The sequence below is a fragment of the Allobosea sp. GW821-FHT09G06 genome (assembly GCF_059416005.1).
The window spans coordinates 201,940-214,826 of record NZ_JBWKOI010000001.1 but is presented as its reverse complement, the minus strand read 5'-3'; the positions used below and the strand labels follow the sequence as shown (position 1 = coordinate 214,826).

Here is a 12,887-nt window from a genome sequence, read left to right as displayed (position 1 = left end):
ATGGCTACTTCAATTTCGAGGTCTTCTGCTTCAGCGATAAAGCCCAGGCGGATTTGTTTCGTGACAACATCCGAGGCGAGCATTTCGATCCGCGCGATCGGGTCGGTTGGCGCTGGGATAGAGGGCGCGGCGCTCGTCGGGATGAGCGGCGACGGCAGCGCGGGTATTGATGCTGTAGTAGTTTTGGAGTGTTAGGCTCGATAGCGACCCTTCTCGCACCAGAAGCGAGCCGTTACTCCCGGTTGGGCTCGGTAGAGCTTGGCGGTCAGCTCGCAATTCTCTCGGTTATAGGCGTCGCCGTCCTTCGCATCGAAAGATGCTATATATATGCGCATGCCGGCGTCAGCGGGGCTGTTGCGGTACAACGTGTACGCGGTCCCCTTGATATCGCATGCGGACGCGGTGAGGACGCAGGCGATAACGCAAACTATCCGCCTACCACTAACCATCGGCTTCCTTTTGGGGCGACCAGTTCTTTCTTTTGACATGGCACGGCGTTGTATTCGAATGGAATAGTGTCTCAGTTTGATTTCGGTTGGTTTATCGGCAGGCTCTCGTAGAGGCTCATTACCGCCTGTCCAAAGTCCGATAGCGGCCTTTGATCGCAGAACGCGCGCAAACGCTGCTTTTGCGAAGCCGTCGGCATCCCCATAAGATTGCGCGTCGGCTCGTTTCGGAGACGCATTGGTACGTTGGTTGCGGACATGAAACCCTGCGCCCAGGCAAAAAATTGGGTTTCGGTGGAGCCGGGATTTCGACGGTAGCTCTCGCCAAACTCAGCACAGGTAATTACCCCGGGTCCTGCGATTACCGGAGTTTGCGCCATCGCATCAAAGGTAGCGACAGTGAAGAATAGTGCTGATAGCGCGCGACGCATGAATGCTCCTTGCCTCGCATTTAGCGCTGGGAAGCGAGCGTCCGCAACGGGTCGGAAGCGGAAGTCGATTGAGCGGTTTCCAGTTCCGCGACAACATGTCGTCCGCAGTGACTAGAGGTTGGCGGATGAGGATCAGGATCAGCTTTCTCGAAGTTGCCATCTTGCTGCTTCTCGGCTTGTTGCTGATCGCCTCGGTCTACGACCTCAATTCCGCTTGGCATGCCCGTGCGTGTTCTGAGCCGCCAGTCGGCTCCGCCGGGTGCTATCCGTGGGGAGGCGAAGGGCCTGTAGCTGGCTGGCCCAACTATCGGTCCAAGGATGCCTATATCAAGTCCGGGATGCTCACCTGCTTGACACTGGTCTTTGGGATAGCAGTTCCGTTTTTCGTGACACGTATTCGGTACGGCCTATTGGGGGTCGCTCTAGTCTTGCTGATAGGGCGGCTTTTGGTCGGGGTGGTTTGAGCGACAGGCTGCAAGGATCGAGCGTTCGCATCGCAGCGGTTAGGTGCTAGGCTAAGGTTGTTGGGTTGCGTAGCGGTGAGGTGTGTCATGCCGAACGCCGACGCCTTGATCATCAGATCGTATCCTCAGCGGAAGGCTGCGATTTTACGGGCTGCTCAGCTCCTATCGTCCTCGCCCGGTTCAGATGGCGAGCGGGAATTTGCGCAGCTCACCGAAGCCATCGCGGACTTCGATATCCGCCAGGAAGCTCTCGGCTATATTGAGATACCACGAGCGTTCGCCGTGTTCCTCTCCAGTCGCCATCATAAAGGGCTCTCGGCTGCGCCGCGCTAGGCTGCCTGTCGCATGCCCTTGCCCTAAGCTCACCTTGTCATGGCGCCCGGCAGCCGCATAGGCTGGCGACGGAGGCGAAATGGCTGACATCGTTCGCATAGGCTCTGGCGTGCCACGCATTCCACTGCGCCGAGCCGAGGAGCTGCAAGAATGGATCGTGTCTACGCGGGTCAACAGTAGCCGCTCGTCCGATGATGATCCGACCCTAGCCGACCCCGTAGAAGCCGCTCCTGTGGCCCCTCCAGCCCCGCCAGAAGAGCCGCCGCAAGGCATCTTGTTCTGATGGCCGAGCCTGTCCCCGACACTCCTCGGCAGTCCAAGCGCTATACGACCAAGCAGCTCGGCGACGCCTGCGAAATGCTGGTGGCAGCCGAGCTGACGCTAGCCGGCATTCCGGCGCTCAAGGTCCCCGATAACTGGCCGGGCTATGACGTTATCGCGCAGCCGATTGGCCAGCCGCCGCAGCGCATCTCGGTCAAGGGCCGAACCTACCAAAAGCAAAGCAGCCACTTCGCGGATTACTATGAAGGGTCGGAAGAATTCGACTGGATCGCCATCGTTCTCCTGCCAAACGCCGATCTTGCTGAGAGGCGCATCTATATCATCCCAAAACCGGCTTTCGATGCAGTCGCGCGAACATGGCCGGATAAGAAACTCGGCCGGACGCAGCGCTATGTCGCCCTAGTCCGCATTGAGCCGTTCTTCGGCGCCTTCCGAAATAACTTCGGCCTAAAGACGGAAGCAGAATTGGTTGCTCTACCGTCGGCAGCCGTCGCACGCTCTATACCGGGCGAAGCAATCAAGACTGAGGCCAACGTTGATGATGAATGAACGAGATAAGTCGGCAGAGGCTATCCCTGCCAGGACCGCAGTTGTTACAGTCGTCGATGCGGTTCCTGCCGACCATTGGCCAGCCTTGCAGCTTTGGGCTCAGCGGCTTCTGGCGCTACGCGAGCGGGATGTATCGCGCCTTCAAAAGATGCGGGAAGCGCTGAGGTTGACGCGTGACAGCAAGGTTGTCTGGCCTGCGGTCAAGATTGCGGCATCCAAAGCGAAACAAATTGGTTGGGACGATCGTTCGCCGAAGGCCAGGATCGGCCTTGGAGCGGCAGCCATTGGAGCAGCGGTTTTTGGCGGGAAAAGCGCCGGCATAGCGGCGCTAGGGACTGCGGTCGGTGTTCCCCTATGGGTTGTATTAGGAGCCGGGGCGTCTTTTGCTGCGGGTATCGTCGAGGAAATTTCCAGACGCTCGAAGCGCAGTGATGATGCAAGCTACTCAGTAACAATTGACGCGGTGCGCCGGGATGACGGATCGAAGAGCTAGCTATCAGCGGATGTTCCACCCTGGCCGATGAGCAGCAAGCAGTTCTCGCTCTACCGACACATAGTCAGGCGTCGCAAACCATTTCACCGCTACGATTGAGCCGGCCGCGAGCGCCTGATTGATCCGGGCATTCATCCGGCATTTCTGGAGCTGGCCGCCCGCATACGGATGGCGAGGCGATACCCTTCCGTATTGATCGCTCAGCCGGTTCCGCAGGTTCGCGGCTCGTCCGATATAGACAAGCTCATCATCCACGAACCAGCCATAGACGCCGCTTGCTCGCGGCGCATCGATACGGAAGCTGCAAAACAGCATATCGACCGCGAGCGCATAGCCGCGCGGGTTTGCAAAGCGATCCTGCGGCCGAAGCCCTAGCGAGGCGTTGACACCGGCCGAGTTGTCAAACTGCATTTCAATATTGCTGAATGACAGGGCCGTTTGTGTCATCGATGCCCTTCAACTGCTCTAATTCATCATTATTAGCCAGATGATATCGCGCAAACGCCGCTTCGTCGCTTGCTATGACTGCGAGATGAGTTAGCTGATCTCGCTCTGCACGGGCATAGATCATCCGAAGCGCATCGCCCGGCGAGGAAGCTATAGGGATATTGGGGCCGGATAGAACGGTCAAAAAGTGCGTCTGCAAATCGACGGACAGGATCGTCGCGTCCGTCTTCTTTGGAACTCTAACGTCCTCGACCCTCTTGATTAGGGGCGGAAGAGGCACTGGAATTGGTCGCTCGCCATTCTCATAGAATATGTAAGCCGAAGCGCACTTCTGTTGGCCGAGTTGGCCTAGTTGGGAGCCCCGTACAAAATGCTTCTGAGAAACATCCGCGTTCGGGCGGACGTATCGCTTTGCCTGAAATGTCAGCGGAACAATGCGAGCCGGTGGGCCAGCGAGATCAAGGATCAAGCCAAAATCGCCGCCGGTGGCTTGCTCGCCGCCTCCAATAGTTAAGTCCAAACTGTCTAGTCGAAGAGAAAGCCCTTTGCGCGCGAGGGGCTTCTCCATGATTTCGCGCCATCTCTCACAGGCCTCGCCGAGAGCGCGGAGAAGCATACCTGACAAATGGCTCTCAGAAGTTGGCCGCCCGCAATGGTCCATTTGCATCGCGCACGACGCGTCGTGTGCAGCCATGAGCAAGCACCAAAGCGATAAATCGGAAAAAAAGAGGGGCGTGCTCAGCATCGACTTCCGCCATTCGCTCAATGGTAGGAAGGAGGCCGCGTGGCCGTTCTCGTTTGTAAGGCCCGTGAGAAAACTGGAACCAGCAGAAGACAGCACTGGTGGAAGCCTAGTCAGAAACTGATCGCGCGTGAAATCTGACGTTTTGATCGCCCTGTCGAAGTCCTTCGCCGCACGATGGTTTCGTGGATGACTGAAATGCCTGTCTGCGGCGGCTCGGGCGGCCCCGACTTCAGCTAGGGAGATACCGTATTTGTCAATATGAGCCGCGTTCGGGTCGATGTCGGGCAAAGATGTCATCGGTGGTTGCTCGTCGGCTCGGCGGCTTGTCTACCTATCGGTACATTTCGCTCGGGATAACGTCGAGATCGGCAACGAGATTGGTGGAAAACGCCTGTGGCTACCCCGCCCTCCGCTTCAGCGCGAGGATGTATTAGCGTGTAGTAGCGCCAGGGGGATGGCCGCATGCTCAGCGCAGCTCTGGAGTTCGTGCGTTCGATCGACGCGAAGTCATTTACGGGCGGATTTGCGGTCGCTGGAGCGTTAGCAAAGGCATGGTCCTCGCATCGCAAGGCTCGTCAAGCCGAGGCAGCCGGCTCGCACTACATCGTCAAGAGTGGCGTTGATAAGGAAGGGCGGCGATGGTCAGCGCTGACGCTTAAAAGCTGGACTGGCGTCGAAATGCGCTTGCTGTCAGCCGAGCTGTGTTGGCCGCCGTTTACGCCCATTCGGTGCCTTACTGGCGCCGAGGTCGTCTATCCAGACATGTTTGAGGAGGCGCCGCAGCCCCGGCAACGCCTCGAAAGCAAAAATCTCGTCCTGTCGCCAGACAAGCCGATCACCGTCACAGTCGTTATCAAGCTTAACCGCTGGACGCGCATATGCGCTCGCTGGCAGGCCCGCGCACGCATCAAGGTCACGGCCGAGACGATTGATGCGCAGGCCCGGCGGACCTCCCTCAAGCTTCGCAGCCGCCCGGTCGATTGGGAACGACCGGCGCAGGAGTAACCGATGCCAACTGAAAAGTGGGAAACCATCCGCGCCGTGGCTTCTCGCGCCTATATCGACGCGATCGACGCGATGGCATGCATCGAGATACTGGAACGCGGCAATCATCTGTCGATTACAAAAGACCTCAATGACGCGGGCGCCGGCCGAGCCGCTACGATCCTCAAGCACGCACTATTCGATCGCATCCTATTCATCTCCATGCGGGCCTTCGATCCGATCAAGCCGGGCGATCGGCATCTCAAAGTCGCCTTTGAACTGCTCGCTGATCCGGCGGTAGCGGATCACGCGATACAGCCGGATGAGATCAGGCAAGCTCAGGCGCTATGGTCGGACGCCGTCTCCGATGACCGCCGCGCCAAGCTGCGGCACTACCGCAATAAGCATGCGGCGCACATCTCGACGCCTGATCCCGATATCGAGACGCCGATCGTAATCGAGCTTTTTGGCTTCGCCCGCCGGACTGCCTCGATTGCTGAGAAGCTCGCGCAGGCGACTGGCGCGATGGCCATCGCGTTGCGTGTTCAGCTCGCGGCGTATGAGAGAAGCGCGGACGCATTCTGGTCGCCATGGGGCGAGAACGATCGGCGCGGAGATAGATGAGATGGAAGCCGAAGACATTCTCAAGCAGCCGGGCTTTGATGAGATCATCGCGGAGATGAGAAAGGCGACAGATACCTCATTCGTTACGACCGTTACCGCCCGCATCGAGGATTGGCTTAAGGCCGCCATCGAGACAAAAATGACCGATGACCGGTCCAAGGAATTCAATAACAACCTGTTTGAGGGCTATGGGCCTTTGTCGAGCTTCTCGGCCAAAATCGATATCGCCTATGCCTTCAACATCATCGACAAGCCGCTCCACGCCGATCTCAAAACGATCAAGGACATTCGGAACAAGTTCGCTCATAGCAAGGACACGCTGCATTTCGACAGTCCCGCCATCAAGCAAGCGTTGCAGCGGCTTACCGGCTGGAAAAAGGATAGCCCGGCGCATTCCCTGTTTCTTGAGCGCATCGAAGCCGCGTTGAACGTCTGCAAGGTCCATCTCCAGACCAAGGCGCAGCTTATGGCTATCGAAGAGGTGGCCAAACGCTACCAGGATCGCGGCATCCAGGCGGAAAGGGATGGGGGATAATTGCGGCAGGTTGTCGCATTTCAGTGCGTCGCCGTCTCTCACCGTCCAGGGCGAGCGCGCGCAGAAAGTAGGGCTGCGGCTAGGGCTCATGAGAGCCCCTGCCATAACCATTTGATATTTCGATGGAATTAGAAAGCCTTGGTGGAGCTGAGGGGATTCGAACCCCTGACCTCTGCAGTGCGATTGCAGCGCTCTCCCATCTGAGCTACAGCCCCAAGGCGCTGGCCTTCTAGGCTGTGCGTCGCGTGGATGTCAATCACTTCCGCCATCTGTTTTTGGCAAGTGCGAGGGATATTCCGCGTCACCTTTCCGGACAGGCGCTAAAGGAAGATCGATGCGTGCCGTTCTCGACGTGGTTCTGCTCGCGCTGCAGATCTATGTATGGATTCTGATCGCCTCAGCGGTGCTGAGCTGGCTGATCGCCTTCAATGTCATCAACACGCGCAACCAGTTCGTCTCCACCGTCTGGGATGCGCTCTATCGCGTCACCGAGCCCGTGCTGCGGCCGATTCGCGAGCGCCTGCCCAATCTCGGCGGCCTCGACATCTCGCCGATCATCCTGCTGCTGATCATCTATTTCATCCAGAGCGTGATCGTCCGCTACATCTACCCGAACGTATTTTAGCGATCCCGCGCCCTGCACAGGGCGCGGCTCGCGCACCGCCACGACGCATTCGACGCGATGCCGGGCGGTATGCAGTATGGCGACCTCGCAAATCCGTTCGAGGTCGCCGCATGGCCGCTACCGCCACCCCCTATCGCAGCCAGAACTGGGCTCTGAGCAAACCTGCCGCGCGCGGGAAGCACGGCATCGTCGTCTCGCAGAGCCGGGAGGCGGCGGAAGCCGGCACCGCGATTCTCGAACAGGGCGGCAACGCCGCCGACGCCGCCGTCGCCGCCTGCTTCGCGCTCGCCGCGGTCGAGCCCTGGAACAGCGGGCTCGGCGGCATCGGCTTCGCGGTCGTGCTGAAGGCCGGCGAAACTCGCGCCCAGGTCGTCGATTTCGGACCGGTCGCGCCGCGCCGCGCCGACCCGGCCGACTATCCCCTGACCGGCGAGATGAAGAAGGACCTCTTCACCTGGCCGGAGGTGGTCGACGACCGCAACATCCACGGCCCCTTGTCCTTCGTCACGCCCTCCTCCGTCGCGGGCTATGCCAAGCTCAAGGAAACCTTCGGCTCGAAGCTGCCCTTGGCCGATATCCTCGCGCCGGCCATCGCGCTCGCGAAACGCGGCCTGCCGGCCGACTGGTACACGACGCTGAAGGTCGCCTCCTCGGCCTCGGTCCTGCGCCTTTATGCCGAAAGCGCGCGGATATACCTGCCGGGCGGTCTGCCACCGGTGCCGCCCTATCAGGGCATTCCGGGCTTCATGAAGCTCGGCCAGCTCGGCGATACGATCGAGCGGCTGGCCAAGGCCGGGCTTGACGATTTCTACCGCGGCGATGTCGCGAACCGGATCGTGGCGGATATCGCCGCGGCCGGCGGCGTCGTCGATGCGCAGGACCTCGCGGACTGCAAGGCCGAACTCCGCGATGCGCCGACCATCGACTGGCGCGGCAGCCACCTCATCCACACCGCCGGTGGCCTTACGGCAGCGCCGACCCTGGAGCGCGTCGTCGCCGGCATGGCCGATGCCTCGCTCGACAGCGACGGCCCCTCGGCCGCCTGGTTCGCGCAGCTGTCGCGCGTGATGCGCGAGGCCTACAAGGAGAGGCTAGACGGCCTCGGCGCCGCCATCACGGCCAAGGAACCGGGCGATACCTGCACGACCCACCTCACCGTGGTCGATGGCGAGGGCAATCTCGTCACCGTCACCACGACGCTGCTCTCCTCGATGGGCAGCCGCGTCGTGCTGCCCTCGACCGGCGTGCTGATGAACAACGGCATGATGTGGTTCGATCCGCGGCCCGACAGTGCCAATGCGATCGCGCCCGGCGCCCGTCCGCTCTGCAACATGTGCCCGGTCGTGGTCACGCCGAAGGATGGCGGCTGGCCGCGCCAGGCGATGGGCTCCTCAGGTGGGCGCCGCATCCTCGCCAGCATCTACCAGACACTGGCCTGGCAGCTCGATTTCGGCATGGGCACCGAGGCGACGGCGCATCAGCCGCGCATCGACGTCTCCGGCCCGGATTCGGCCAGCGCCGATTTGCGCCTGCCGGCCGAGACGCTTGCCGCGCTGGAAGCGGCGGGGCCGACCACGGTCGTCGAGCACAGCGTCCTGCCGATCAACTTCGCTTGCCCGAACTTCGTCCGCGTCGACAAGAGCGGTGCGGAAGGGTCGAGCGACGCCGCCTCGCCCTGGTCGGCAGCCGTGGCCGCGAAGCGCTGAAACAAAAAAGGGCGGCCGAAGCGGCCGCCCTTCTTCATGAGCACTACGCTCACCCTCTTTTGAGACCCCACGGATAGGGCGCCGAGCCGGCGAGCATCCCGGTCATGTCCTTGCGATAGGCGGTGCGGCTGACGAACTGGCCGAGCGGGATGGTCGCGACCTCCTCCAGCGCCAGCCGGGCCAGCGCCTTGGCGCTCTTCCGCTGTGCCGCCTCGTCAGGCGCGTAGAGCCACTCCTCGGCCAGGGCCTCGGCCGCATCGCTCTTCCACCAGCCGAACCAGCCCTTGTCGCCCTGCCCGCGCACCAGCGTCGACATCGCCGGATTGCCCCAGCTCGTCGCCGATCCCGTGGTGTGGAAGATGCTCCAGCCGCCCTTCTCCGTCGACTCGCGGCTGCCGCGGCGCTGCACGACGGTGCCCCAGTCGCTCGCCGCCATCTCGACATTCATGCCGAGCTGCTTGAGCAATTCGAAGGTCACCTCGCCGAGCGGGCCGATATCGGGGAAGTCGGTCGGGTTGATGATGACGACCTTCTCGCCATTGTAGCCGGATGCCTTCAACGCCGCCTTCGCCTTTTCCAGGCTCTGCGGCATCAGGTCTTCCTGCTCGCCGTCGTAATAGGGCGTGCCGCGCCACCACAGGCTGCGGCAGGTCTGCCAGAGCGTGGTGTCGTCGCCCTGGGCGGCGCGCATATAGTCTTCCTGCTTCACCGCCATGCGCACCGCCGCGCGCACCTTCGGATTGTTGAACGGCGCCTGCAGGTGGTTGAGGCGGATGATCGCGCCGCGCCCGGCCTTGTCGATGACCTCCTGCTTGATGTCCTTGTTGCTGGCCAGCATCGGCTGCAGATCGGTGAGCGGGCGCTCCCACCAGTCGACCTCGCCGCGCGTCAGCGCTGCCGCGGCCGTCGCCGGATCGGGCAGGACGTTCCATTCGATCCGCTGGAAATGCGCGACCTTGCCGCCGGCATTGCGGCTGGGCGGCTCGGCGCGCGGCTTGTAGCCCTCGAACTTCTCGTAGACGACCTTGCTGCCGGAGACATAGCCCGACGCCACGAACTTGTAGGGGCCCGAGCCGATCATCTCGGTCACTTGCGTGTTCGCATCGGTCTTGGCCAGGCGCTCCGGCATGATGACCGGCGGCTGGTCGGATTTCGCCAGGCAGTCCAGCATCATCGGGAAGGGACGCTTGAGCTTGATCTCCACCGTGCGTTCGTCCGCCGCAGCCCATTCCTCGACCGCGCGGCCGAGCAGCTGACCATAGGGGTCGCGCTGCGTCCAGCGCTTCAGGCTCGCGGCGCAATCGACTGCCTTGACCGGCGTCCCGTCATGGAAGCTCAGGCCCTCGCGCAGCCTGATGCGCCAGGTCTTGCCGTCGGCCGAGACCTCGTGCCCCTCCGCCATCTGCGGCTGCGGCTTCAGGTTCTCGTCCGCCCCGTAGAGCATGTCGAAGACATAGTAGCCATGGTTGTTGGTGACGGTCGCCGTGGTCCAGACCGGGTCCAGCGAGGACAGATTGGCCTGCGGCACGAACTTCATCAGCGTTGTGCTGGCTTGCGCCGCGGCGAGCCGCGGCAGGGCCGGGCCAGCCAGGCCGAGCGCGGCCGTCCCCATCAGAAAATCACGACGCTTCATCTGGACTCTCCCCATTATGATTGATTTGGAATGCGCGTCCGGGCTCAGGCGAAGCCCATGAAGTTCGGGCTCTCGCTGAGCGGCCGCGCCTTGGCGAGCTTGGCGAGGTCCGGCACCGGGCGCGCCGTCAGCGGATCGCCCGCGAGAGCCGCTTCAAGCGCCGCCGCCACGGCCAGAACCTTGGCGTCGCCGCCGCGCGGCCCGACGATCTGCAAGCCGAAGGGCATGCCGTTGCGGTCGAGCCCGACCGGCAGCGAGATCGCGGGATGGCCGACGATGGTGACGGCATAGGCAGCCGCCAGCCAGTGGAAATAGGTCCGGGTCGGCTTGCCGTCGATCTCGGAGGGGAAGAGTTCGGTCCAGAGCCGCGGGCTCAGCGTCACCGCCGGCGAGAGGATGACATCGTAACTCTCGAAAAAACGCTGCCAGTTCTGGTAGATCACCGTCTGCTGCTTCATCGCGCGGGTGACGTCGAGCGCGGAATAGCCCAGCCCCTCCTCGACATTAGCGCGGACATTCGGCCCGACCATGTCCGGCGTGTCGCGGACCTTGTCGAGATGCGCGGCGAGGAAATTGCTCGCGCGCAGGATCTCGAAGACCTCGTCCGTGCCCTCGCAATCCGGCGTCGTCTCCTCGGCGGCGTGGAACAGATGGCTGAACGCCTTGGTCTTGTCGAAGAACGTATCGCGGATCAGGCGCTCGGTCGGCGCGAAGCCGAAATCAGGCGTCAGCGCCACTTTGAGCGAAGCGAGATCGATCGCATCGGGGCGGGCGAAATCATCCGGCCGCCGCACGGTCTTGCCATGGATCGTCGTTGCGAGCGGGTCGGAGCCGGCATCGGAGACCATGGTCGAGAGCAGCAGGCAGAGATCCGGCAGGTTGCGCGCCATCGGGCCGAGCACCGGCAGCGGCGACCAGCCGAGCTGGCGCTTCTCGCTCGGCACCAGTCCGGGCGTCGGGCGGAAGCCGACGATACCGTTGAAGGCGGCCGGGTTGCGCAGCGAGCCGCCGGTATCGGAGCCGGTCGCCAGCGGCACCATGTTGGTCGCCAGCACCACGCCCGAGCCGCCCGACGAGCCGGCCGCGCTCTTCGAGGGATCGAACGGATTGCCGGTCGCGCCATAGACGGCGTTGCGCGTATTGGCGCCGGCGCCCCATTCCGGCGTGTTGGTCTTGCCGGCGATGATCGCGCCGGCCTTGCGCACGCAGGAGACGATGAGCTGGTCCTCTTTCGGCACGAAATCGCGATAGAGGGCGCTGCCATAGGTGGTGCGCAGACCGGCGGTGTTCTCGAGATCCTTGATGCCGATCGGCAGGCCGTGCAGGGCGCCCAACGCATCGCCGCGCGCCGTCGCCTCGTCGGCCGCAAGCGCATCCTGGCGCGCCTTGTCGTCGTCGCGCGCGACCATCGCGTTCACCGCCGGGTCGATCGCATCCATGCGGCGGATGCAGCTGTCGAGCAGTTCGCGGGCGGAGAGCTTCTTGGCGCCGATGAGGGCACGCGCAGCAACGGCGCTGAGATCGCAAGGTTCGGTCAAGGCAGGTCACTCCGGTGCGCTCAGCCCCGCGCAAGCGCCATGCCGCGCGGGGCAACCCTCGCAGACTAGGCGAGGAGGCCGAGATGTCCATGACCCGGCGGCGCATGCGGCCCCTTCCCCCCGCGCGGGTTCGTGAACGCTCCGCCGGCCCTTCAAAAGGCGTCTGGGCGAAGGCCGGCAGACGGGCTAAGCGATACCGCACCGCAACATCGACTTGACGAAGCCGCCGGTTTCCTGTTCGAGAGAGGCCATGGACAAGCCTGCTGAGCCATTCCCGCAGCGCCTGACGGAAGGCTATCGCTCCTTCCTCGACGATCGTTTCATCCGAGAGCAGAGCCGCTACGAAGAGCTCGGCGAGCACGGCCAGACGCCGCAGATCATGCTGATCGGCTGCTGCGACTCGCGTGTTTCGCCGGAGGTCATCTTCGATGCGAGGCCTGGCGAGATGTTCGTCGCGCGCAACATCGCCAATCTCGTGCCGCCCTTCCAGCCGGACGACCAGCTCCACGGCACCTCGGCGGCGCTCGAATACGCCATCCAGGCGCTGAAGGTGAAGCATATCGTCGTGCTCGGCCATGGCCGCTGCGGCGGCATCCGCGCCTTCGCCGACGACAGCCAGCAGGCGCTCTCGCCGGGTGACTTCATCGGCAAGTGGATCACACTGATCTCGCCCGCCGCCGAGCGCACCGGCGGACGCGGCCGCAACGAGAGCTTCGAGGACTATCTGCAGCGTCTGGAACTGGCTTCGATCCAGCAATCGCTCGCCAACCTGCGCACCTTCCCCTGCGTGCAGATTCTCGAGAGCAAGGGCCGCCTGCACCTGCACGGCGCCTATTTCGCCGTCGCCACCGGCGTGCTGATGATCCTCGACAACGCGACCGGCCAGTTCATCCCCGCCGTCGGCGAGATGCCCAAGCGCGTCCAGCAGATCCGCTGCTCCGAGGCGTGATCTCCGCACGTCATCCCGTGCGCGCTGCAGCGTGAAGCGCTGCGGCGCAGACACGGGACCGTCTCCCGGAAAAGCACCTTCTCGTCATGCGATCCCGCATCTG

At 62.7% G+C, this 12,887-nt stretch carries 14 protein-coding genes and 1 tRNA gene; 9 read left to right on the top strand and 6 right to left on the bottom strand.

Features of this window, described 5'->3' with window-relative positions; all coding sequences use genetic code 11:
* Positions 1–520 precede the first annotated feature (520 nt).
* Positions 521–877: a hypothetical protein gene (locus tag AC07NY_RS01020; RefSeq protein ID WP_494581109.1), complete on the bottom strand. Its 357-nt coding sequence runs from the start codon at positions 875–877 to the stop codon at positions 521–523.
* A gap of 551 nt (positions 878–1,428) precedes the next feature.
* Between AC07NY_RS01020 and AC07NY_RS01015 the strand changes: the two genes are divergently transcribed.
* From AC07NY_RS01015 to AC07NY_RS01005, 3 genes are all read left to right on the top strand, one after another.
* A complete protein-coding gene (locus AC07NY_RS01015; RefSeq protein ID WP_494581107.1) occupies positions 1,429–1,674 on the top strand; it encodes a hypothetical protein in 246 nt (81 codons plus the stop codon).
* Positions 1,675–1,956: 282 nt separating this feature from the next.
* The gene (locus tag AC07NY_RS01010; protein WP_494581105.1) at positions 1,957–2,505 is read left to right on the top strand and encodes a hypothetical protein; all 549 of its coding nucleotides are present in this window, start codon (positions 1,957–1,959) and stop codon (positions 2,503–2,505) included.
* Entirely contained in the window at positions 2,495–2,998 is a 504-nt protein-coding gene (locus AC07NY_RS01005) for a hypothetical protein (protein ID WP_494581104.1), read from the top strand. The genes AC07NY_RS01010 and AC07NY_RS01005 overlap by 11 nt, the downstream gene beginning before the upstream one ends.
* Before the next feature lie 3 nt (positions 2,999–3,001).
* On the opposite strand, the gene AC07NY_RS01000 is transcribed toward AC07NY_RS01005, so the two are convergent.
* Positions 3,002–3,445: a GIY-YIG nuclease family protein gene (locus AC07NY_RS01000; protein WP_494581102.1), complete on the bottom strand. Its 444-nt coding sequence runs from the start codon at positions 3,443–3,445 to the stop codon at positions 3,002–3,004.
* Positions 3,411–4,487, bottom strand: coding sequence for a hypothetical protein (locus AC07NY_RS00995; protein WP_494581100.1), 1,077 nt, complete (start codon positions 4,485–4,487; stop codon positions 3,411–3,413). Before AC07NY_RS00995 ends, AC07NY_RS01000 begins: the two co-directional genes overlap by 35 nt.
* A 165-nt stretch (positions 4,488–4,652) precedes the next feature.
* Here AC07NY_RS00995 and AC07NY_RS00990 point away from each other — a divergent pair, with 165 nt between their 5' ends.
* Genes AC07NY_RS00990 through AC07NY_RS00980 form a run of 3 tightly spaced genes read left to right on the top strand, consistent with a single transcriptional unit; the run spans position 4,653 to position 6,333 of the window.
* The gene (locus AC07NY_RS00990) at positions 4,653–5,195 is read left to right on the top strand and encodes a hypothetical protein (protein WP_494581098.1); all 543 of its coding nucleotides are present in this window, start codon (positions 4,653–4,655) and stop codon (positions 5,193–5,195) included.
* A 3-nt stretch (positions 5,196–5,198) separates the two neighbouring features.
* Complete coding sequence (locus AC07NY_RS00985; protein WP_494581096.1) at positions 5,199–5,798, top strand: AbiU2 domain-containing protein; 600 nt, start codon at positions 5,199–5,201, stop codon at positions 5,796–5,798.
* Position 5,799: 1 nt separating this feature from the next.
* Positions 5,800–6,333, top strand: a complete 534-nt coding sequence (locus AC07NY_RS00980) for an MltR family transcriptional regulator (RefSeq protein WP_494581094.1) — start codon at positions 5,800–5,802, stop codon at positions 6,331–6,333.
* Between the two features lie 139 nt (positions 6,334–6,472).
* Here the strand turns inward: AC07NY_RS00980 and AC07NY_RS00975 are convergent.
* Positions 6,473–6,548 (bottom strand) — tRNA-Ala (locus AC07NY_RS00975).
* Between the two features lie 119 nt (positions 6,549–6,667).
* On the opposite strand from AC07NY_RS00975, the gene AC07NY_RS00970 reads away from it, so the two are divergent.
* Positions 6,668–6,958: a YggT family protein gene (locus tag AC07NY_RS00970; protein WP_257733630.1), complete on the top strand. Its 291-nt coding sequence runs from the start codon at positions 6,668–6,670 to the stop codon at positions 6,956–6,958.
* A 110-nt stretch (positions 6,959–7,068) separates the two neighbouring features.
* Complete coding sequence (locus tag AC07NY_RS00965; RefSeq protein WP_494581092.1) at positions 7,069–8,664, top strand: gamma-glutamyltransferase; 1,596 nt, start codon at positions 7,069–7,071, stop codon at positions 8,662–8,664.
* Positions 8,665–8,713: 49 nt separating this feature from the next.
* Here the strand turns inward: AC07NY_RS00965 and AC07NY_RS00960 are convergent, their stop codons facing one another.
* Both AC07NY_RS00960 and AC07NY_RS00955 read right to left on the bottom strand, forming a co-directional pair.
* Complete coding sequence (locus AC07NY_RS00960; RefSeq protein WP_494581090.1) at positions 8,714–10,297, bottom strand: ABC transporter substrate-binding protein; 1,584 nt, start codon at positions 10,295–10,297, stop codon at positions 8,714–8,716.
* A gap of 44 nt (positions 10,298–10,341) precedes the next feature.
* Positions 10,342–11,835: an amidase gene (locus AC07NY_RS00955; RefSeq protein ID WP_494581088.1), complete on the bottom strand. Its 1,494-nt coding sequence runs from the start codon at positions 11,833–11,835 to the stop codon at positions 10,342–10,344.
* A gap of 250 nt (positions 11,836–12,085) precedes the next feature.
* Between AC07NY_RS00955 and AC07NY_RS00950 the strand changes: the two genes are divergently transcribed.
* Positions 12,086–12,784 carry a carbonic anhydrase gene (locus AC07NY_RS00950; protein WP_492285872.1) on the top strand — a complete coding sequence of 233 codons (699 nt, stop codon included), beginning with the start codon at positions 12,086–12,088 and terminating at the stop codon, positions 12,782–12,784.
* Positions 12,785–12,887 lie beyond the last annotated feature (103 nt).